The sequence below is a fragment of the Nocardioides donggukensis genome (assembly GCF_014842875.1).
GTDB classification, from domain to species: Bacteria; Actinomycetota; Actinomycetes; order Propionibacteriales; family Nocardioidaceae; genus Nocardioides; species Nocardioides donggukensis.
The window spans coordinates 1-20,742 of record NZ_JACYXZ010000003.1 but is presented as its reverse complement, the minus strand read 5'-3'; the positions used below and the strand labels follow the sequence as shown (position 1 = coordinate 20,742).

Here is a 20,742-nt window from a genome sequence, read left to right as displayed (position 1 = left end):
AGCGACAGCCAGCCACAGCCAGCGACACCCCAGCCACACCCAGCCACAACCAGAAGGACTCATGAGCCAGGACCTCTACGACCTCCTCGGCGTGTCCCGGGATGCCGACGCGGACGCGATCAAGAAGGCCTACCGCAAGCAGGCACGCCAGCTGCACCCCGACGTCAACCCCGACCCCGAGACCCAGGAGCGGTTCAAGGAGGTCTCACGGGCCTACGAGGTGCTGAGCGACCCGCAGAAGCGGGCCGCCTACGACCGCGGCGGCGACCCGTTCGGTGGCGGCATGGGCGAGGCGGGCTTCGGGCAGGGCGCGGGCTTCTCGTTCACCGACATCATGGACGCCTTCTTCGGCGGCGGCGGCGGAGGCGGGCAGGGCCAGGGCCGTGGACCCCGGCCCCGGGTGCGCCGCGGCCAGGACGCACTCATCCGGGTCGACGTGGAGCTCGCCGAGGCGGCGTTCGGCGTCACCCGCGATCTCAAGGTCGACACCGCGGTGACCTGCGAGACCTGCCACGGTGACGGCGCGGCGCCGGGCAGCACCCCGATCACCTGCGAGACCTGCCGCGGGGCGGGCGAGGTGGCGCACGTGCAGCGGTCCTTCCTCGGCGAGATCCGCACGCTGCGCCCCTGCGCGGCCTGCCGGGGCTTCGGCCAGATCATCCCGGACCCGTGCCGGGACTGCGCCGGCGACGGCCGGGTCCGCTCCCGCCGCAGCCTGACCGTCAAGATCCCGGCCGGCGTCGACACCGGCACCCGGGTCCAGCTCACCGGCCAGGGCGAGGTCGGGCCCGGCGGCGGCCCGGCCGGGGACCTCTTCGTGGAGATCCAGGTCAGCCAGCACCCGACCTTCACCCGGCACGGCAACGACCTCCTGTGCACGGTCACGATCCCGATGACGGCGGCCGCGCTCGGCACCACGCTCACCCTGCCCACGCTGGAGGCCGACCTGGCCGGCCGGGACGGGGAGACCGACCTCGAGACCGAGTTCGAGCTGGAGATCAAGCCCGGCACCCAGTCCGGCGCGCAGCAGACGCTGCGGGCCCGCGGCGTACCGGGCCTGCGCGGCATGGGGCGCGGCGACCTGGTGATCACGGTCGCGGTGGACACCCCCACCCGGCTCGACGCCCGCCAGGAGGAGCTCCTGCGCGAGCTGGCCGCGATCCGCGGCGAGGAGAACCCCGGCGGCAGCCCCAACCCCACCCACAAGTCGGTCTTCGGGCGTCTGCGCGACGCCTTCAACCAGCACTGATGTCGCTCCCGGTGCACCTCGTGCCGACGCTCGCGGGCGTGGTGCCCCAGGGCCGCGTCGAGGTGACCGGCGACGAGGCACACCACGCCGTCGCGGTCCGTCGCCTGCGGGTGGGGGAGCCGGTGCTGCTCACCGACGGCGCCGGTACGACGGTCCGCGGCGACGTGGCCGAGACCGGGAAGCGGTCGTTCTCGGTGACGGTGCGCGAGGTCGACCTCAGTCGGGCCCCGGAGCCGTCGCTGGTCGTCGTCCAGGCGCTGCCCAAGGGTGAGCGCGGCGAGCTGGCGGTCTCGGTCCTGACCGAGATCGGCGCCGCCACGATCGTCCCGTGGGCGGCGGCCCGGTCGGTCGCCGTGTGGCGGGGCGAGCGGGCCGCGAAGTCGCACGCCCGGTGGGAGGCCACGGCCCGCGAGGCCGCGAAGCAGGCCCGGCGGCACTGGTTCCCCTCGGTCGCCCCGCTGGCCACGACGGGGGAGGCGGCCGCCCGGATCGCCCGGGCCGACCTGGCCGTGGTGCTGCACGAGGACGCCGAGGCGTCCCTGTCGACGCTGGAGGTGCCGCCGACGGGCGAGATCGCCCTGGTGATCGGTCCGGAGGGTGGCCTGACCTCCGACGAGCTGGCGGCGTTCGAGGCCGCGGGCGCCTCCACGGTGCGCCTGGGCGCGGAGGTCCTGCGCACCTCGACGGCCGGGGTGGCGGCCTGTGCCGCGCTCCTGGCCCGCACCGCGCGCTGGGCGTAGCGGTCCGGGTCAGGCTCGCATCACACCGACGGTCTCCCGGCTCAGACCGGGGAAGACCGTCGGCACCGACGCTCCGAACCGGGTCTCGACCACCTCCGCGAGCACGCTGCGGTAGTCGGTGGTGACCATGAGGTCGGCGTCGGCGGTGGTGCCCAGGCCGGGCCAGGTGCCGTGGTAGCGGCCCCCGACGACGCCGGCGCCGGCGAGCAGCATGACGTTCCCGTAGCCGTGGTCCAGCCCCCAGTTCGCGTTCTCCACCACCCGGCGGCCGAACTCCGAGAGCGCGACCAGCGTGACCTTGTCGGCGAGCGGGCCGAGGTCGGTGAAGAGGGCGGCCACCGCGCGGGCCATCTCGGTGGCCTCGGTGCGCAGGCGGCCCCACTCGGTGGTGCCGACGTCGGTGTGCATGTCCCAGTCGCCGTGGTCGACGGTCACCACCTCGGTGCCGACGTCGCCGCGGACGAGGCGGGCCACGGCGGCCAGCGCGTCCCCGAGGTCCCCCGAGGGGTACGTCGCGCCGTTGGCAGGAGTCTCCGGGGTGGCCAGCACCGGCGCGAAGTCCGTGACCGAGGCCAGCGCCGAGCGGACCCCGGCGCCGAGCGGGCCGTCCGCGGCCCCCCACACCCGCTCCAACGAGCTGCGCCGGCCCTTCGTCGTGTCCCACTTGTCGTCACCGGCCAGGGCCACCTGGTCGATGCCCGAGGCGGCCATGAAGGGTTGTGGACCGGCGAGCGAGGCGGGTGCGGTGCCGGACCCGATCGCCAGCCCCTGCAGTGGCGAGGCGTAGGCGTCGAGACCCAGCAGCCGGTTCAGCCAGCCGACCCGGGCCCGGGATCCGGGGTCCGCGTCCTCGACCTCCTCCATCGCCGCGAAGTGGGAGCGGTTGGGGGCGGGCAGGCCGGTGGCGTGCACCGCGGCGAGCCGACCCGAGTCCCAGAGGGGCACCAGCGGCGCGAGCGCCGGATGCAGGCCGAAGAAGCCGTCCTTGGCGAGCAGCCGGTCCGCCGGCACGGCGAGCCTGGGCCGAGCCGTGTAGTAGGCGGGATCGCCGTGCGGCACCACCAGGGAGAGTCCGTCCGCGGCGCCCCGCAGCGAGAGCACCACGAGCACGTTGCGGGCGGGGCGGGTGCCCGCGGCGGAGGCGGTCACCGCCGTGCTGCCGAACAGCATCGAGGTGCCAGCGAGCGCGGCGGCGCCGCGGAACAGTCCGCGACGGCTGACCGCGGCGAACTCGGGGCAGCAGGCACCGGTGGGCGTGGGGGACACGGTGTTCACCTCGTGAAGTGGGCTGGGGTGTCGAGGACGGCAGCCAGGAGGCGCACCATCCTCCAGCGGACGACGGCGTGGTCCTTGGTGATCCGCTCACCCGGGCGTACGTCGACCGCGAGGCAGCAGGCCTCGAGCAGCCTGGCGTCCGAGGGCCGGTGCAGCAGTCTGCGGGAGAGGTGGTCGACGAGGCGGTCGAAGCGGATCGGGAACTCCGGGACCCAGGCCTGTGCCGAGCGGAACCTCGCGTTCTTCTTCGGCCACCAGCCCCCGGACATCGTGTAGTGCATCTCGAACGACGCCAGCACCCGGGCCGGCGAGGACCAGGCGGTGTTGTCCGCGGGTGCGCCGTCCGGCCGAGGCCAGGAGTGCGGCCGCAGCCCCAGCGCCGAGCACTGCCAGAGGCGGGCGTTGGCCGCGTCCTGGTCGGTCTCCGGTCGGCGCGCCTTCGCGCCCAGCACCCGCCAGGTGGCGACGACGTCGGCGGCCGGGTCGCGCACCTTGGCCCCGGCGGAGCCGGCGAACTCGGTGCTCTCGACGAGGGCCCGCAGCACCGGCGCGATCGCCGTGTCGTGGTCCAGGTAGACCGAGGCCAGGTGCTCGACCAGCCCGGCCGACGGGGTGTCCGAGACGAACCGCTCGGCGAGCTTGGTGGCCAGGCGGTGCGCCGTGGCTGGGTGCCGGGCCAGCCAGCGCAGGTAGCGACGCGTGAGGGCCCGGCCGTCGGGGTCGGCGTTCGCGTCGCTGAAGCCCATGACGGCCACGGGACCGGTCGCGTGGTCCTCCGGCCGGTAGGACGGCGCCCAGGTCTTCCACAGGTCGACCCGCCAGCCGGTCAGGATCCGGGCCGAGTCCTTCACGTCGGCCTCGTCGTAGTTCCCGCGGCCCACCGTGTGCAGCTCGAGGAGCTCGCGGCCGAGGTTCTCGTTGGGGGCCTTCTTCGTCGAGACCGCGTTGTCGAGGAAGATCAGCATCGCCGGGTGGGTGATCGCGTCCGTGAGCATCTCGTCGAACCGGCCCAGGGCGTGGCTGCGGATCAGGTCGCCGTAGCTGCGCCGCCAGACGAACGCGGCGTCGCCGTTCACCGGGACGTGCAGGTGCTCCTCCCAGAACTCGGTCATCACCTCGAGCAGCTGGCGGCGGGTGGTGATCCGGCGGGCGATCAGGTAGCGCTGGTAGTTCGCCATCGCCACCCATCCGGGCTCCACGTCGCTGGTGTGCCGCCGCCAGATCTCGGCCGGCCCCAGCTCGAGGCCGGGCCACCAGCCACGCAGCTCGTCGGCCGAGCGGTCCCGGATCCGCTGTGGTGCGAGCTGCCAGGAGAACCAGTCCCGGCCGCCCCCCTTCTTGCGGACCTGCCTGGCGAGCTTCGGGGTCACCCCGTAGGAGAACCGGGAGGCCAGGTGCCGGGCCCGCCGCCCCAGGATCTTCGTCCGGCGGTAGCGGGCCGGCGAGTAGTCGGAGTCGGGGGCGGCCGCCGCCGGGGCGGCGGCGAGGAGTGGGGTGGCGGCGGCTCCGACGAGCACGGTACGCCGGGTGGGGGTGGCTGTGGCCATGCCGCAGATCCTCCGGCGGTACGGCGGCCCGGGGTGGCGCCTTGACCCGATATGACGAGGGAAACGTCCGATCGGGTCAGGCGCGGTGCCCCGCCCGGGTCACTCGACCGTGATCACCTTGGTGTCCTCGTGCGGTCCGGCGCCCTCGGCGCCGCCGGACGGGTCGTCGGTCTGCGCCACGAAGAGGTACTCACCCGGGTCCAGCGAGGACACGTCCACCGTGGTCTGCCACGGGTAGAGCCGGTCCATCCAGCCCTCTGCGGTGGAGAAGCCGGTCAGCACCACCTCGTCACCACGCCGGACCTGCCACGGGACGGTCGCCTCGAAGGAGCTGGCCAGGCCGCTGGCGCGGAACTCGCCGCTCACGGTGGCACCCTCCTCGGGGGCGGTGATGTTGACCAGGGCCAGCGTCGAGAGCGGGTCGCCGTTGGCGAGCGGCTCGGACGTCGGCACGCCGAGCACCTGGTCGGTGCGCTCCCCGTCGAGCCTCAGGTCGACCGGGGCGCGCCCCTCGCCGCGGGCCGCCTGGACGGTGTAGACCACCTGCTCGACGGCCATCTGCGCCTGTGCCCTGGACATCCCGTCCGGTCGGGTCCGGGGGGCACCGGTCAGGTCGACCACGATCGTCTCCCCGGAGGACTCCACCCCGGCGACGTCGGTGCCCTCGGGCCAGCCGGTGGCGTAGTCGGGGTCCAGCGCGGAGCCGGACACGGCCCGTCGCGCGGCATCGGTCACCGGGTCGGTGCCGGGTGTGCCGGCCTGGAACTCGCGGTACAGCCGCGGCCCCTGCGGAGTGTCGCCGACCCAGTACACCGGGATCGCGCCGGCATCGGACGCGCCGGCCGTGGGCGACGGTGAGGCGTCGGCCGTGGGCGCGGGCGACTCGTCCGGCGACGGGGCCGACTCGGTGGCCGAGGCCGACCCGGAGGCCGGGCCCGGGTCCTGGGAGCCGGTGCTGCCGAGGTTGCCGGCGAAGGCGACGGCGGTGATCGTGGCGGCGGTGGCGACGACGGCGCCGCCGACACCCCAGATCCAGGGTCGTGTGGGCATGGTGTTCTCCTTCGTGCGGGACCGGATGGCCTCGATCCCCGGACGGGGCTCGAGGTCGTCGACGGCGTCGTGGAGCAGGCGCGAGAGGTCGTCGCCAGCGGGGTCGTGGGGGCTCATCGCAGGTCCTCCTGGTGGGCGGCGAGCTGGGTGCGGAGGGCGGCTGCTCCCCGGGACGCGTGGCTCTTCACGGCGCCGGCACTGATCCCCAGGGTGTCGGCGATCTCGGTCTCGCTCAGCTCGAGGTAGTAGCGCAGGGCCAGGACCTCGCGCTGACGCCGTGGGAGCGCCCGCAGCGCGTCGAGGACGACCTCCCGACGGGCGTGGTCGGTCGCGCCCTGGGTGGCGTCGGGCGCGGTCAGCAGCGTCAGCCCGGCCTCGCGCCGGGCGTGCCGGTCGACGACCCTGCGGTGCCGCAGGGCGGACCGGGAGCGGTTGACGACCGCCTGCCGCAGGTAGGCGAGCGCCTTGTCGGGGTCGTGGAGGTGGGACCAGCGGCCGTGCATCGCGACGAAGGCGTCCTGGACGATCTCCTCGGCGGTGCCCACGTCGCGGACCAGCAGCACCGAGAGCCGCACCAGCCGCCGCCAGTGGGCGGCGTACAGCGCCTCGACGGCCGCGTCGGCGTCGAGCCCGGCGTGAGTGGTCACGATGGCTCCCGCTCTCGGACCGGTCCCCGGTCGGGACATGGTGTGGCTGTTCACGCTAGTTGCACGCGTGACCCGGACCGGGGGTTTACACGCCGGGGCGCCCGATCGGGACCGCCGGCGGCGGTTGCCTCCCCGCGACCGGGCCCGCGAGCGCCCTATGCTCGGGGCCATGACGGCACCCTCTGCTCCGGACGACTGCCTGTTCTGCAAGATCGTGGCGGGCGACATCCCGTCCGAGATCGTCCACGCCAGCGACCTCAGCGTCGCCTTCCGTGACGTGACGCCGCAGGCGCCCACCCATGTGCTGGTCATCCCGCGCAGCCACCACCCGGACGCCGCCAGCCTGGCGCACGCGGAGCCGGGCACCCTGGTCGACCTGTTCGCGACCGCGGACGAGGTCGCCCGCGCGGAGGGACTCACGGAGGGCTACCGCACCGTCTTCAACACCGGTGCCGCGGCGCACCAGACGGTCTTCCACGCCCACCTGCACGTCCTCGGCGGGCGCGAGATGAGCTGGCCGCCGGGCTGAGCCGTCACGCCCGGCGGTGGACGCTCAGCGGGTCGCCCGGAGCACCTCGCCGAGCAGGTGCAGCGCGGACATCACCGCGGGCACCCCGAAGGCCACCAGCAGCACCCACGCCACGATCCGGTGGCCCGGCCGGGCGGGGTTGAGCGAGGAGGCGAACTCGACGAGCGCCCCCTCCTCGGTCCGGGAGTCCAGGCCCAGCGCCCGCTGGTCGGCCGGCATCCGCAGCCGCTGGTGGGCCAGGTGCGGCTCGAGCACCTCGGAGTGGCCCGGGTCGCCGGAGGGCTCGCGGCCGTGCTCGGTCATGCCCGCCCCTCCCTCCGTGGTGCGTCCAGCCTACGGTCCCGCGCCGGTGCCCGGCCCGGGGTGCGTGTGCGCCGGTGTGACCAGCGCGCCCCGGCGCCGTAGCATGGTCGACGAGATGACAGACACCCAAAGCACGCCGGGCACCCGCCACACGGTGGTCGTGCCGGCCAGCATCAACATGGTGGCCCTTCTCGGGCCGGGCGACGAGCACCTCTCCCTGATCGAGAACGCCTTCGGAGCCGACGTACACGTGCGCGGCAACCAGATCACGCTGCAGGGCGAGCCTGGCGAGATCGCGCTCGTCGAGCGGCTCCTCGAGGAGCTGGTGACGCTGATCCGCACCGGCCAGGGCATCAGCACCGAGACCGTCGAGCGGGTGATCGGGATGCTCCGGGCCGAGACCACCGAGCGGCCCGCCGACGTGCTCAGCCTCAACATCCTCTCGAACCGGGGTCGCACGATCCGCCCCAAGACGCTCAACCAGAAGCGCTACGTCGACTCGATCGACAAGCACACGATCACCTTCGGCATCGGACCGGCAGGCACCGGCAAGACCTACCTCGCGATGGCCAAGGCCGTGCAGGCACTGCAGACCAAGCAGGTCACCCGGATCATCCTGACCCGGCCGGCGGTCGAGTCGGGGGAGCGGCTGGGCTACCTGCCGGGGACGCTGGGCGAGAAGATCGACCCCTACATGCGGCCCCTGTACGACGCCCTGCACGACATGCTCGACCCGGAGACGGTCCCGAAGCTGCTCGCCGCGGGCACCATCGAGGTCGCCCCCCTGGCGTACATGCGCGGCCGCACGCTCAACGACGCCTTCATCATCCTGGACGAGGCGCAGAACACCTCGCCGGAGCAGATGAAGATGTTCCTGACCCGGCTCGGCTTCGGCTCGAAGATCGTGGTCACCGGCGACGTCACCCAGATCGACCTCCCGGGCGGGGTGCGATCCGGGCTGAAGATCGTCGAGGGCATCCTCGACGGCGTCGAGGACGTCGTGTTCAACCGGCTGACCAGCCACGACGTCGTACGACACCGGCTGGTGGGGCGGATCGTGGCCGCCTACGACGAGTTCGACGCCCAGCGCGAGGGCGCCGAGGCCCAGCGGGACTCCCGGCTGGACGAGCGTCGCGATCGCGGCCGCGAGGGTCGCCGACCGTGACCATCGAGGTGATCGACGAGTCCGGGCACGGCCTGGACGTGAACTCCCTGGCGGCGCTGAGCCGCTTCGTGCTGGACCGGCTGCGGGTCCACCCGCTCGCCGAGCTGTGCATCAAGGCCGTCGACGAGGCGACCATCGCCGAGCTGAACGGCCGGTGGATGGAGAAGGACGGCCCCACCGACGTGCTCGCGTTCCCCATGGACGAGCTGCGGCCGGGGCTGGTCAACGCCGAGCCCGAGGAGGGCGTCCTCGGGGACCTGGTGCTGTGCCCGGACGTGGCCCGGGCCCAGGCGGAGACGGCCGGTCACGCCACGGAGGCCGAGCTCGAGCTGCTCACCGTCCACGGCATCCTGCACCTGCTCGGCTACGACCACGCCGAGCCCGACGAGCACCGCGAGATGTTCGGCCTGCAGGACCAGCTCCTCGCCCAGTGGCGGGCCCGGTGAATGCCGGCGACGCCCTCCTGATCCTCTCCGCCGCCGCGCTGGTCGTGCTCGCCGGGTCGTTCTCGGCGGCGGAGGCGGCGCTGGCGTCGTTCTCCCGGGCCCGGGCGGAGGAGATCGCGGCGGAGGGTCGCCCCGGCTCGAAGCGGTTGCTCGGGATCCTCGACGACCCGGCGCGCTACCTCAACACGGTCCTGTTCCTGCGGCTGTTCAGCGAGGTCTCGGCGATCGTGCTGGTGACGCTCTTCGTCGCCGAGTCCGGTGCCGTCCCGTGGCCCATGGCGCTGCTCGCGATCATCTCGATGCTGTTCGTCTCCTTCGTGGTCATCGGCGTCGGCCCGCGGACGCTGGGTCGGCAGCACGCGGTGAGCGTGGCCCTGCTGTCGGCGGCTCCTCTGCAGGCGATCACCAAGGTCCTGGGTCCGCTGCCCCGGCTGCTGATCCTCATCGGCAACGCGCTGACCCCCGGCCGTGGCTTCGACGAGGGCCCGTTCTCCTCGGAGACCGAGCTGCGCGAGCTCGTGGACCTGGCCGAGGCGTCGAGCGTCATCGAGTCCGGTGAGCGGAAGATGATCCACTCGGTCTTCGAGCTCGGGGACACCACCGTCCGCGAGGTGATGGTCCCGCGCAACGACGTGGTGTTCATCGAGCGGTACAAGAACCTGCGGCAGTGCATGTCGCTGTTCCTGCGCAGCGGCTTCTCCCGGCTGCCCGTGATCGGGGAGAACCTCGACGAGGTGGTCGGGTTCGCCTACCTCAAGGACGTGACGAAGCGGGTCTTCGACAACGCGGAGGCCGAGCTCGGGGAGCGCATCGACCAGGTGATGCGCCCGGTGAGCTGGGTGCCGGACAGCAAGCCGGTCGACTCCCTCCTGACCGAGATGCAGGCCCGTCGCCAGCACATCGCCGTGGTCGTCGACGAGTACGGCGGCAGCGCCGGGCTGGTCACGATCGAGGACGTGCTCGAGGAGATCGTGGGCGAGATCACCGACGAGTACGACGAGGCCGAGATCTCGATCGAGGTGACCGCGGACGGCAGCACCCGGGTCTCCTCCCGCTACCCCGTGGACGACCTCGGCGAGCTGTTCCCCGGCTACGTCCAGGTGTCCGAGGACGTCGACTCGGTCGGTGGCCTGATGGCCAAGATCCTGGGGCGGGTGCCGATCCCGGGGTCGGTCATCGAGGCGCACGGCCTGAGGTTCGAGGCCGAGGAGCCGACCGGGAGGCGGAACCGGGTCGGCACCGTCCTGATCAGTCGCCTCCAGGAGCCCCAGGTCGGCGACCCAGCCAAGTCGTCCGAGGGCCGGTCCAAGATTTCCGGCTGAGGCGCGTCACCTCCACGGGCCCTCCCACGATGACAGGGGTGGAGGGCCCGCACGGGCCCCGCACCTACGCAGTCGGAGGAGTGACACATGAAGCGGATCTCGATGTCTCGGACACCGGCCGCCGGGCTCGGCGCAGCCGTGCTGGTGGTCGCGGGTCTGGGGGCCGGTGCCGCCTACGGCCTGACCGGGTCAGGGGCCGCGCAGTCGCCCTCGGGTGCCGTGGAGCAGGAGGCCGAGCCGGCCGAGCCGTTCGAGCCGGCCGAGCTGGCCGAGGCGCCGGAGCTGGAGCTCGATGACGAGTCCGAGGTCGACGAGGGCGACGAGGGCGACGAGGGCGACGAGACGGAGTCGGGGGTTCCCGAGGTCGAGGACGTCGACGACCCGGCCGACACCGACGAGGAGCCCGTCCCAGCCGCGGAGTCCGAGGCTCAGGGTGAGGACGGCGACCACCAGGGTGAGGACGGCGACCACCAGGGTGAGGACGACGACGACCAGGGCGAGGACGACGACGAAGACGACGAAGACGACGAAGACGACGACGACCAGGACGACGAAGACGACCGGGACGACGACGGCGACGACGACTGACCGACCCACAAGCCGGCGCGGGAGAGTTTCCCCCGACTCTCCCGCGCCACCCCCTCCCAGGTGCGATGCTGAACCCCGTGGAGGCCCTGACTGACGAGCTGCTGGCTCGCGCGGCCGTCGGGGACCAGGCGGCCCTGGAGGGCGTGTACCGCTCACTGGCGCCCCAGGTCCAGGGATACCTGCTCACCCGGGGGGCCACCGATCCGGAGGGACTGACCAGCGATGTGTTCCTTCAGGTGCTGCCGATGGTGCCCCGCATCGCGGGTGGCGTGTCCGGCCTGCGCAAGCTGGTCTTCACCGTGGCCCACGCCCGACTCGTCGACGAGTTCAGGCGGCACGGCCGCGGCCCGCGGCAGGGCCCCTACGACCCGGCGCTGGACGACCGGCACGAGCCGTCCGCCGAGCACCATGTCCTCGAGGGGTCGGCCGGACACGTGCGTCAGGTGCTCGAGCGGCTCGGCGAGGACCAGCGCGCCGTCGTCACCCTCCGTGTGCTGGCCGACCTCTCGGTCGCCGCGACCGCGGAGGTCCTCGGGAAGTCCGAGGGTGCCGTGAAGCAGCTGCAGCGACGCGGCCTGGCCGCCCTCCGCGAGATCCTGGCCGAGGGCGAGGTGGTCCGATGAGCACGCCGACGGGTGGGCCGGAGCTGACCAGGTTCCTGGACGAGCTGCGCGACCTCCCCGGGCAGCTGCCGCCGCCGGTGCCGTCCCCGGAGCTCCGGGCGCTGCTCGACGAGGGCCTGCCGCCGCAGAGGCCGGGCCGGCGGGGGCGGAAGGCGAGCGCGTCGGTGGCCGGGGTCGTCCTGCTGGGCGTCGCCGGCACCACGTGGGCGGCCGCCGCCGACGTCCTCCCCGCGCCGGTCCGGGAGCTCGTGCACCGAGTCGTGGGAGGGGATCCTCCGGCCGAGGAGCCACCGGCCCCGGGGCAGCCCGCCCCGGACGGGTCCGGCGACGATGCCGGGGCGGTCCCGGAGAGCCGTGGGTCGGCCCCCGAGCGCGCCGTGCTCGACGAGCGCCGCGGGCGCGACCGGCCGGGGGCCGACGCCGGAGCGGACCGCGACGCCCCTGGCCCGCCCACCGGGACCTCGGGCCCGGGAGGGGACGCCGGCGAGGAGCACCCGGGCGGCAAGGATCGGGACCGAGGGACCGCCCAGGGCCATCAGGGCGACCAGGACGACCAGGACGACCACGAGGGCCAGGACGCCCAGGACGCCAAGGACGACGAGAACGACCAGGGGCGCGATCGCGGCGACGATCGGGGAGACGGCGGTCGGTCGGCCTCCGGCAAGGGCGACCGACAGGGCGCCCAGGACCAGGACGGGAGCGGGTCGAAGGCCGCCCCGGGCGACCAGGGCGACGACGAGGACTGAAATGAGCACTGGCAGGGGCCGCGCCGGCGCCTCCCGGCCGGGATCCTAGGCTGAGCACATGGACGACACCTCCGCCGAGGACCGCAAGCTGGTGACGCTCGCCCGGGCGACCCGCGCCCGCACCCGGGCGACCGAGGGTGCCGCGATCCGCGACAGCGACGGCCGCACGTACGCCGCTGCCACCGTCGATCTGCCGTCCCTGCAGCTCTCGGCCATCCAGGTGTGCGTGGCCATGGCCGTCGCGTCGGGGGCCAGGGGCGTCGAGGCCGCCGTGGTGCACACCGCGGCCACCGAGGTGGCCGAGGCGGACGCGGCCGCGGTGCGCGACCTCGCGGGCGGGCCGGTGCCGGTGCGGCTCCGGTCCTGACCCGGCTGCCTCGGAAACGCCCCGTGCTCGGCGCCGCAGGTCTATCTTCAGGAGCATGTCGCGCCCCCGCACCACACCGAGCCTGGCAATCACCGCCGTCGCGCTCGTGGTCGCGCTGCTCGTGAGCGCCGCTCCGGCGGCCGCGAAGCGGCCCCAGCCGGGGCCCGATGTCGGACCGCGCGCGATGTGGGTGTGGGACCGCCCGTCGGCGAGGTCCCTGGTGTCCTTCGCCGAGGGTCAGGGCGTGCAGGACCTGTTCGTCTCGACGCCGTTCGACCTGGCCGGGTCGCCGTCGCTGGGGTGGTACCGCGACCTGGAGAAGCGGGCCGCCCGGGCCGGGCTCAGGCTGCATGCGCTCGGCAGCGAGACCACCTGGATCGACGACCCGGCCGCCGCCCTGGCCTGGCAGCGCTCCTCGTTGTCGACGGGGATCTTCGACGGTGTGCACCTCGACGTCGAGCCGTGGCTGCACCCCCGCTGGGTGGCGGACCGGGACGGCGTGGTCGCCGACCACCTCCTGCTGCTGGAGACGCTGGTCGCCGACACCGGGTTCCCGGTCGAGGTCGACATCGCGTTCTGGCTCGACCAGGTCCCGGCACCGGGCGGCAGCCTGGACGAGGCGATCCTCGCGCGGGTCGACGCCGTGACCGTGATGAGCTACCGGGACACCGCGACCGGCGAAGACTCGATCACTGCGGTCGGGCAGTCCGCCCTGGACGCCGCCGCCCGCGCCGGTCGACCGGCCCGGCTCGCGGTCGAGACCAACGACCTGGGGTCGGGCCCGGTCGCGGAGAAGCAGACCTTCCACGGCAGCACCCGCCGCGCCATGGCCGAGGTGCTGGCCGTCGTCGACGAGGTCGAGGCCGACCACCCGGCGTACGCCGGGATCGCGGTGCACGACCGGGCCGGCTGGGCCGGCATGCGCCGCTGACGGCGTTGACGACGGGCCGGGCGGAGGCATCCGCGACGGGAGGCCCTCGGAGCGATAAAATCGGGGTGTGAACGCCCCCGTCGGCTGGGACCGGCACCGGGTCGGCACCGCACGCCTATTGGCGTCGTACGCCGCGATCCCGGAGGGCGCCGCTGTCCGGCTGCAGAAGCGCACCAGCAACCTCTTCCGACCGCGGGACGCGGCCGCGTCCGGACTCGACGTCAGCGGCCTGCGCGGCGTCATCGAGGTCGACGCCACCGCCCGGACGGCCGAGGTGCAGGGCATGTGCACCTACGAGGACCTGGTGGCCACCACCCTGCCGCTCGGGCTGGTCCCGCTGGTCGTGCCCCAGCTCCGGACGATCACGCTCGGCGGCGCGGTGACGGGCCTCGGCATCGAGTCCACCAGCTTCCGGCACGGTCTGCCGCACGAGTCGGTGCTCGAGGTCGAGGTGCTGACCGGGGACGGCCGGCTGGTGAGAGCCGGTCCCGACGCCAACCCCGACCTCTTCGCGGCCTTCCCGAACTCCTACGGGTCACTCGGCTACGCCACCCGCCTGCGGATCGAGCTCGAGGAGGTGCCGGCGTACGTCGCGCTGCGGCACCTGCGCTTCGACTCCGCCGCCGAGCTCGCCTCGGCGGTCGCGGAGCTGGTCGAGACGCGCAGCTGGGCCGGCGAGCGGGTCGACGGCCTGGACGGGGTGGCCTTCGCGCCGGACGAGCTCTACCTCACCCTCGCTCGCTGGACCCCGGTCGCCGAGGCACCTCCGAGCGACTACACCGGCCAGCGGATCTTCTACCGGTCGCTGCAGCAGCGCGGCACCGACGTGCTGACGATGCACGACTACCTCTGGCGCTGGGACACCGACTGGTTCTGGTGCTCGGGGGCGTTCGGCCTGCACCGGCCCTGGGTCCGCAGGCTCTGGCCGCGCCGCTGGCGCCGGTCCGACGCCTACCACCGACTGGTCGGCCTCGAGCACCGGTACCGCGTCGTCGAGCGGCTGGACCGGCGGCGCGGGCGACCGCCCCGGGAGCGGGTCGTCCAGGACGTCGAGGTGCCCGTGTCGCGACTGGCCGACTTCCTGGCCTGGTTCGACGACGCGGTCGGCATGCGACCGGTCTGGCTGTGCCCGCTGCGGCTGCGTGAGCCCTCCGGGCCGGGCAGCGCCCGCACCTGGCCGACGTACCCCCTGGCCGCGGGCACGACCTACGTCAACGTGGGCTTCTGGGGGACCGTCCCGAGGCCGGACGACCCGGATGGGGGAGCCGGGGGTCGGGACGGTGCGGTGAATCGGGCGATCGAGGAGAGGGTGCACGCCCTCGGCGGCCACAAGTCGCTCTACTCCGAGGCCTTCTACGACCCGGAGACGTTCGACCGGCTCTACGACGGTGCCGGGCTGGCGGCGGTGAAGGGCCGCTACGACCCGGACGACAGGCTGACAGGTCTCTACGAGAAGGTGGTGGGGAGAGCATGAGCACGACGGATCCGATGACGATCGGGACGATGGTCGAGTCGCTGCTGCGCGACGGCATGCCGGTGCGGTTCACGGCGTACGACGGCAGCGCGGCCGGCCCCGAGGACGCGGCGATCCGGCTGGACCTGCGCAACGAGCGAGGACTGGCCTACATCATGACCGCGCCGGGCGACCTCGGGATGGCGCGCGCCTACGTGATGGGGGACCTGGTGATCGACGGGGTGCACCCGGGTGACCCCTACGACGCGATGGTGCTGCTCCAGAGCAACCTCCGCTTCCGCCGGCCCTCTCCGGCCGAGGCGGTCCGGTTGGTCAAGGGGCTCGGGATCGGCAACCTCAAGCCGCCCCCGCCGCCCCCGCAGGAGCAGCTGCCCCGGTGGCGCCGCGCGGTCGAGGGGGTGCGGCACTCGCTGGCCCGCGACGCCGGGATGATCGCGCACCACTACGACGTCTCGAACCGCTTCTACGAGCTGGTGCTCGGCCCCTCGATGACCTACACCTGCGCCGTCTTCGGGACCCCGGACACGACGCTGGAGGACGCGCAGGCCGCGAAGTACGAGCTGATCTGCGCCAAGCTGGACCTGCAGCCCGGTCAGCGGCTGCTCGACGTCGGCTGCGGCTGGGGCGGGATGGTCCGGCACGCGGCGCGCGAGCACGGTGTGCGGGCCCTGGGCGTCACGCTCTCGCTCCAGCAGGCCCAGTGGGCCAAGCGGGCCATCGACCGCGAGGGGCTGGGCGACCTCGCCGAGGTCCGTCACCTCGACTACCGCGAGGTCGCCGAGGGCGGCTTCGACGCGGTCAGCTCGATCGGGCTCACCGAGCACATCGGCGTGCGGCACTACCCGGCGTACTTCGGGCACCTGCGGGGCCGGCTCCGGCCGGGCGGGCGGCTGCTCAACCACTGCATCACCAGACCGCACAACCGGCCGCAGCAGACCGGGGCGTTCATCGACCGGTACGTCTTCCCCGACGGCGAGCTCACCGGCGTGGGCACGATCGTCCGGGCGGCCCAGGACGCCGGCCTCGAGGTGCAGCACGTGGAGAACCTGCGGCCGCACTACGCGCTCACGCTGGCCGGCTGGAACCGCAACCTCGTGCGGAACTGGGAGGCCTGCGTCGCCGAGGTGGGTGAGAACACCGCCCGGGTGTGGGGGCTCTACATGGCCGGGTCCCGGGTGGGGTTCGACCGCGACGACGTGGAGCTGCACCACGTGCTCGCCACCCGCAACGACGACGACGGTCGCAGCGGATACCCGCTGCGACCCCTGTGGAAGGCCTGACCCCGACCCGATACCTGGCCTGACCCGGCCTGGCTCACGGCCGGGCCGGGGCATCCGGTGCGGCACCGATAGCCTTGACCCGATGAGCACCCGGGCCCCGCTGTACGCCGCCGTCGTCCTGCGACGCGAGCAGCTGTCGTCCCGGTTCGTGCGGCTGGTCCTCGGCGGACCCGGCCTGGCGGGGTTCGCCTCGACCGGCGTGCCCGACGAGTGGGTGGCGCTCACCGTGCCGGGCCAGTTCCAGACCCGCTACTACACCGTCCGCTCGTTCCAGGAGGGCGAGCTGGTCCTGGACGTGGTCGTCCACGAGCACGGTCTGGTGACGGAGTGGGCCACCGGCGACGCGGAGCAGGTCGTGGGGCAGACGGTCACGGTCTCGGCGCCGCGCGGGTCGTTCGCGATGCCGGACACGGCCCGGTGGCTGCTGCTCGTCGGCGACCTGACCGCGCTGCCGGCGATCGCCCGGATCATCGAGTCCGCCCCCGGCGTGCCGGTCCGGGCCTGGTGCGAGGTGCCCGACGGCGAGCCCCTGCACCGCATGGACGGGGCGGCGTACGTCTCCGGGGACGCCGATCTCACCTGGGTGGCCCCGCCGGCGGGCGCCGAGTCCGGCACCGCCGAGGTGGTGCGGGGCATCGACTGGCCCGACGGGGAGGGCTACTTCTGGATGGCGGGGGAGTCCGCGCAGATGCGGGCGATCCGCAAGCACCTCATGCGCGAGGTGCGGCTGCCGAGCACGGCGTACGACGTGATGGGCTACTGGCGCGGCGGCGGGCAGCGGCGTCAGCCGCGGGCGGTCGACCCCGGGCCGATCTGGCGCGCCGGCAAGGCCGCCGGCCGCACCGACGAGGAGATCTGGGCGGCCTACGACGACGCCCGGGAAGGCACCGATGGCTGACGCAGAGGGCAAGCCCGGACCGCACCGGAGCGGCTTCGCCTCGTTCGTGGGGCGGCCCAACGCGGGGAAGTCGACGCTGACCAACGCCCTGGTCGGCACCAAGGTGGCGATCACCTCCTCGAAGCCGCAGACGACGAGGACCGTCATCCGGGGGATCGTGCACCGGCCCGACGCGCAGCTGGTGCTGGTCGACACCCCCGGCCTGCACCGGCCCCGCACGCTGCTCGGTGAGCGGCTCAACGACCTGGTGACGACCACCTGGGCTGAGGTCGACGTGGTCGCGGTCTGCTTCCCGGCGAACGAGCGGATCGGGCCGGGGGACAGGTTCCTGGTCGCCGAGCTGGCCAAGGTGCGCCGGACCACGCGGGTCGCGGTCGTGACCAAGACCGACCTCGCGACGCCCGCCCAGATCGGCGAGCAGCTGCTCGCGATCCAGGCCCTCGGTGTCGAGACCGGCACCGAGTGGGCCGAGATCGTGCCGGTGTCCGCGCTCTCCGGCGACCAGGTGGGGCTGCTGGCGGACCTGTTCGTGGGGATGCTGCCGGAGGGGCCGCCGCTGTACCCCGACGGGGACCTCACCGACTCGCCCGAGGAGATCCTCGTGGCCGAGCTGGTGCGGGAGGCGGCGCTGGAGGGCGTGCGGGACGAGCTGCCGCACTCGATCGCCGTCGTCGTCGAGGAGATGGGCCTGCGGGAGGGCCGGTCCGAGGACCGGCCGCTGCTGGACATCCACGCGTTCCTGTACGTCGAGCGCCAGAGCCAGAAGGGCATCGTGATCGGACACAAGGGGTCGCGGCTGCGCGCGGTCGGCACGGCCGCGCGGCAGCAGATCGAGGCGCTGCTGGGCACCCCGGTCTACCTCGATCTGCACGTCAAGGTGGCCAAGGACTGGCAGCGGGACCCGCGCCAGCTGCGGAAGCTGGGCTTCTGAACTCCGGCCGCTGTCGGCCGCCCGGCGGCCCGGCGGCCCTCGGCCCGTCAGCCGGTCGGCACCCAGCACAGGCCGTAGCGCTGGCCGCCGTCCCACTGGGCCTCGGTGGGCCACTCGTAGCCCCAGGAGAAGCTGAGCGCGTCGTCGGCACGCTCGCGGCCGACGTCCTCGCAGCGTGACTCGCCGGCCGACTGGGCCGCCGCCTTGCCCGGGTACCCGCCACCTGCCGCGGGGCCGACGTCGACGGTCTCGACCGCGCGCCACGAGTGCGGGCGGGAGCAGATGACCCGTCGGAAGCCCTCGGTGCCCGGCTTCGCGGTCCCGCAGGTGCCGAACCGGGTGCGACCCCGGTCGGTGCCGAGGACCCCGCGAAGCACGCCGGACAGCGGTGCCAGCTCCTCCGGGGCGGCCAGGGCGACGACGTCGCACCGGAACCAGTGCTCGCCGGCGTCCGAGGCCTCGACGGTCGGGCTGAACCACACCGTGCGCAGCATGCTGAGCCGCAGGTCGTCGGGGCTGCCGCCGAGGAAGGTGCCGACCCGCTTCGGGCACTCGGTGGCCGGTTGCGCCCGCACCCGACGGGAGTCGACCGCCAGCAGGTGTCCGTCGACGACGGTCCGGAGGGTGCCGACGTGGAAGGTGCGGGCGTTGTGCCCCTTCGGGCAGGAGACCGAGCGGCTCTCGTTCGTGGGCGCCAGCGCGGCGTCGTACGAGAGCCGGTAGCAGGCCCCGGCCTTGGGGCGGGCCAGCGCCGGGGCCGGCTCCGCCGTGCTCGAGGGCGGGCCGGTGGTCGGTCCGTTGCTCGGTCCGGAGGACGCCTCGGACGGCGCCGGGGTCGGACCGGTGGTCGGCGTCGGGTCCTGCTGGCAGCCGGCCAGGCCGGCGACCAGGGCCAGTGCTGCCAGCGGACCGGCCGTCGCGCGGTTCACTTGCGGGTCTTGGCCCAGCAGACCGAGCGCCGGTTGCCGGCCTCCCACTCGGCCTCCCGGAACCAGGTGTAGGCGTAGTCGTAGTTGACCGGGTAGTTCATCCAGGCGCCCACCGAGTCGGAGCAGAACTCGTTGGTGCGGACCTCGACCAGCCGGTCGCCCGGGTAGTCGTCCGTGTCGAGGCCCACCTTGATCGTGGTCACCGCCCGCCAGGCGTGCTTCTGCGAGCAGGGGACCTTGACCGACCCGGCCACGGACGGTCCCTGCGCGCAGACCATCCAGCGGTCCGCGGGGCGGCCGAGCAGCAGCCCCTTCGCCGTGGTCGGGAGCGTGGAGTACTCCATGGACTGCTCGCCGCCGCCGACCACGTCGCAGCGGTACCAGCGCGCGCCCTCGGCCCAGGCGTTCTCCGAGGGACGGAACCAGGCCCAGCTGAGGACCGTGCGCATGACGAGGGACTCGTCCCCGCCCAGGAACTTCTCGAACCCCTTGCCGCAGGTCTTGTAGGCGAACTTGCCGAGCGCGGCGTCCCGGTAGTCGGAGTCCGCGAACTTGTCCGGCAGCGTGCCGACGGCGTACGTCTCCGCGGTGTGCTCGTCCTCGCAGTCGACCGTGCGGGTCGCGTTGCTGGGGGCGGCGACGTCCTCGGGGGTGAGCATCCGGCAGGCGCCGAGCTCGGGCTCGGCCACCGAGTCGACCTGCTCGGGGTCCACGGCCGGGTCGGCCTCGGACGTGCAGCCGGCGAGGAGGGCGACACCCAGTCCCGTCGCGGCGGCGCGCAACAGAAGTCGTCCGAACGGCACGGTGGCGGGGCCCCTCACTCAGGTCAGCAGTGCCGCGATCGTACCTCCCAGCTCGTACGCCGACTCCTCGGTCGCCGCGTCCACCTCCCCGAGCACCTCGAGGACGTCGAAGGCCTGACGCCAGCCGAGGGCACCCACGATCGAGGTGACCGACCGGACCGCACCGGTGGCGTCGTACCGGCCGTGCACGTAGAGCCCGAAGGGCCTGCCCTTGGTGCGTCCCTCCGAGCTGCCGGCCCCACCGCTGTCGTCGAGCGCGCCGCCGACCTGGAGGAACGTGGAGTCGAAGAAGTGCTTCAGCGCGCCGGACATGTAGCCGAAGTTGGCCGGCGTGCCGAGGAGGTAGCCGTCGGCCGCCAGCACGTCCTCCGCGGTGGCCTCCAGGGCCGGGCGGACGACGACGTCGACCCCGACGATCTCGTCGTCGCGCGCCCCGGCGAGGACGGCGTCGGTGAGGGCGCGCATCGAGCGGGTGGGGGAGTGGTGCACGAGGAGCAGCGTGGTCACGGCAGGTCCTTCCGGAACAGCAGGTGCCGGGCGATCGGGCGGGCCCCGAGCCGCTCGTTGACGGCGATCACGTGGTGGTTGTCGGCGGCGAGCTCACCGGCCGTCGCCAGGTCGAGCAGCAACGGGACGAGCGTGGCCACCTGCATGCCCCCATCCTGCCCCGGTGGTTGAGGAGGTCGCGAAGCGACCGTCTCGAAACCACGCCTCGGCCCCTCGCCGGTTGAGGAGGTCGCGCAGCGACCGTCTCGAAACCACGCGTCGGCCGCCCCCGCCGGTTGAGGAGGTCGCGCAGCGACCGTCTCGAAACCCGCCGCCGGGCGCCCTCGCCGGTTGAGCCGCGAGCCCTGGCGAGCGTGTCGAAACCCCTTGTGCACAACCGGTTCTCGACCCGG

24 protein-coding genes are annotated in these 20,742 nt (G+C 73.7%); 15 read left to right on the top strand and 9 right to left on the bottom strand.

The window, feature by feature from the left end:
• Positions 1-61 precede the first annotated feature (61 nt).
• Both dnaJ and IE331_RS10340 read left to right on the top strand, forming a co-directional pair.
• On the top strand, positions 62-1,249 hold the full coding sequence (dnaJ, locus tag IE331_RS10345) for a molecular chaperone DnaJ (RefSeq protein ID WP_192143280.1): 1,188 nt from the start codon (positions 62-64) through the stop codon (positions 1,247-1,249).
• Positions 1,249-1,989, top strand: a complete 741-nt coding sequence (locus tag IE331_RS10340) for a 16S rRNA (uracil(1498)-N(3))-methyltransferase (protein ID WP_192143278.1) — start codon at positions 1,249-1,251, stop codon at positions 1,987-1,989. The genes dnaJ and IE331_RS10340 overlap by 1 nt, the downstream gene beginning before the upstream one ends.
• Positions 1,990-1,998: 9 nt before the next feature.
• Here the strand turns inward: IE331_RS10340 and IE331_RS16980 are convergent, their stop codons facing one another.
• From IE331_RS16980 to IE331_RS10320, 4 genes are all read right to left on the bottom strand, one after another.
• Positions 1,999-3,255 carry a DUF1501 domain-containing protein gene (locus IE331_RS16980; RefSeq protein WP_192143275.1) on the bottom strand — a complete coding sequence of 419 codons (1,257 nt, stop codon included), beginning with the start codon at positions 3,253-3,255 and terminating at the stop codon, positions 1,999-2,001.
• 5 nt (positions 3,256-3,260) lie between these two features.
• Complete coding sequence (locus tag IE331_RS10330) at positions 3,261-4,811, bottom strand: DUF1800 domain-containing protein (RefSeq protein ID WP_192143273.1); 1,551 nt, start codon at positions 4,809-4,811, stop codon at positions 3,261-3,263.
• Positions 4,812-4,910: 99 nt separating this feature from the next.
• Complete coding sequence (locus tag IE331_RS10325; protein ID WP_192143271.1) at positions 4,911-5,978, bottom strand: Gmad2 immunoglobulin-like domain-containing protein; 1,068 nt, start codon at positions 5,976-5,978, stop codon at positions 4,911-4,913.
• Positions 5,975-6,508, bottom strand: a complete 534-nt coding sequence (locus IE331_RS10320; RefSeq protein ID WP_201931583.1) for a SigE family RNA polymerase sigma factor — start codon at positions 6,506-6,508, stop codon at positions 5,975-5,977. Before IE331_RS10320 ends, IE331_RS10325 begins: the two co-directional genes overlap by 4 nt.
• 169 nt (positions 6,509-6,677) lie before the next feature.
• Between IE331_RS10320 and IE331_RS10315 the strand changes: the two genes are divergently transcribed.
• On the top strand, positions 6,678-7,037 hold the full coding sequence (locus IE331_RS10315; RefSeq protein ID WP_192143267.1) for a histidine triad nucleotide-binding protein: 360 nt from the start codon (positions 6,678-6,680) through the stop codon (positions 7,035-7,037).
• Positions 7,038-7,061: 24 nt separating this feature from the next.
• On the opposite strand, the gene IE331_RS10310 is transcribed toward IE331_RS10315, so the two are convergent.
• On the bottom strand, positions 7,062-7,340 hold the full coding sequence (locus IE331_RS10310) for a hypothetical protein (protein WP_192143265.1): 279 nt from the start codon (positions 7,338-7,340) through the stop codon (positions 7,062-7,064).
• Between the two features lie 115 nt (positions 7,341-7,455).
• On the opposite strand from IE331_RS10310, the gene IE331_RS10305 reads away from it, so the two are divergent.
• From IE331_RS10305 to era, 12 genes are all read left to right on the top strand, one after another.
• Entirely contained in the window at positions 7,456-8,505 is a 1,050-nt protein-coding gene (locus IE331_RS10305) for a PhoH family protein (RefSeq protein ID WP_192143263.1), read from the top strand.
• On the top strand, positions 8,502-8,951 hold the full coding sequence (gene ybeY / locus IE331_RS10300; protein ID WP_192143261.1) for an rRNA maturation RNase YbeY: 450 nt from the start codon (positions 8,502-8,504) through the stop codon (positions 8,949-8,951). The genes IE331_RS10305 and ybeY overlap by 4 nt, the downstream gene beginning before the upstream one ends.
• On the top strand, positions 8,948-10,273 hold the full coding sequence (locus IE331_RS10295) for a hemolysin family protein (protein ID WP_192143259.1): 1,326 nt from the start codon (positions 8,948-8,950) through the stop codon (positions 10,271-10,273). The genes ybeY and IE331_RS10295 overlap by 4 nt, the downstream gene beginning before the upstream one ends.
• Before the next feature lie 87 nt (positions 10,274-10,360).
• Complete coding sequence (locus IE331_RS10290) at positions 10,361-10,861, top strand: hypothetical protein (protein ID WP_192144039.1); 501 nt, start codon at positions 10,361-10,363, stop codon at positions 10,859-10,861.
• A 77-nt stretch (positions 10,862-10,938) separates the two neighbouring features.
• Positions 10,939-11,484, top strand: a complete 546-nt coding sequence (locus IE331_RS10285) for an RNA polymerase sigma factor (protein ID WP_201931580.1) — start codon at positions 10,939-10,941, stop codon at positions 11,482-11,484.
• Positions 11,481-12,230, top strand: coding sequence for a hypothetical protein (locus IE331_RS10280; RefSeq protein ID WP_192143255.1), 750 nt, complete (start codon positions 11,481-11,483; stop codon positions 12,228-12,230). The genes IE331_RS10285 and IE331_RS10280 overlap by 4 nt, the downstream gene beginning before the upstream one ends.
• Before the next feature lie 58 nt (positions 12,231-12,288).
• Positions 12,289-12,597, top strand: a complete 309-nt coding sequence (locus tag IE331_RS10275; protein WP_192143254.1) for a cytidine deaminase — start codon at positions 12,289-12,291, stop codon at positions 12,595-12,597.
• 55 nt (positions 12,598-12,652) lie between these two features.
• Positions 12,653-13,528 (top strand): hypothetical protein, encoded by an 876-nt coding sequence (locus IE331_RS10270; RefSeq protein WP_192143252.1) that lies wholly within the window; start codon positions 12,653-12,655, stop codon positions 13,526-13,528.
• Positions 13,529-13,595: 67 nt separating this feature from the next.
• Positions 13,596-15,002 carry an FAD-binding oxidoreductase gene (locus tag IE331_RS10265; protein WP_192143250.1) on the top strand — a complete coding sequence of 469 codons (1,407 nt, stop codon included), beginning with the start codon at positions 13,596-13,598 and terminating at the stop codon, positions 15,000-15,002.
• Positions 14,999-16,282, top strand: a complete 1,284-nt coding sequence (locus IE331_RS10260; RefSeq protein ID WP_192143247.1) for an SAM-dependent methyltransferase — start codon at positions 14,999-15,001, stop codon at positions 16,280-16,282. Before IE331_RS10265 ends, IE331_RS10260 begins: the two co-directional genes overlap by 4 nt.
• Before the next feature lie 82 nt (positions 16,283-16,364).
• Positions 16,365-17,180: a siderophore-interacting protein gene (locus tag IE331_RS10255; protein ID WP_192143245.1), complete on the top strand. Its 816-nt coding sequence runs from the start codon at positions 16,365-16,367 to the stop codon at positions 17,178-17,180.
• A complete protein-coding gene (era, locus tag IE331_RS10250; protein ID WP_192143242.1) occupies positions 17,173-18,111 on the top strand; it encodes a GTPase Era in 939 nt (312 codons plus the stop codon). Before IE331_RS10255 ends, era begins: the two co-directional genes overlap by 8 nt.
• A 47-nt stretch (positions 18,112-18,158) precedes the next feature.
• Here era and IE331_RS10245 read toward each other — a convergent pair whose 3' ends face one another.
• From IE331_RS10245 to IE331_RS10230, 4 genes are read right to left on the bottom strand one after another with little or no spacing between them, the layout of a single operon-like run.
• Positions 18,159-19,040, bottom strand: a complete 882-nt coding sequence (locus IE331_RS10245) for a septum formation family protein (protein WP_201931578.1) — start codon at positions 19,038-19,040, stop codon at positions 18,159-18,161.
• A complete protein-coding gene (locus IE331_RS10240; protein ID WP_201931577.1) occupies positions 19,037-19,822 on the bottom strand; it encodes a septum formation family protein in 786 nt (261 codons plus the stop codon). Before IE331_RS10240 ends, IE331_RS10245 begins: the two co-directional genes overlap by 4 nt.
• 39 nt (positions 19,823-19,861) lie before the next feature.
• Entirely contained in the window at positions 19,862-20,350 is a 489-nt protein-coding gene (locus tag IE331_RS10235) for a flavodoxin family protein (protein WP_192143240.1), read from the bottom strand.
• On the bottom strand, positions 20,347-20,496 hold the full coding sequence (locus IE331_RS10230; protein ID WP_192143238.1) for a hypothetical protein: 150 nt from the start codon (positions 20,494-20,496) through the stop codon (positions 20,347-20,349). Before IE331_RS10230 ends, IE331_RS10235 begins: the two co-directional genes overlap by 4 nt.
• Positions 20,497-20,742 lie beyond the last annotated feature (246 nt).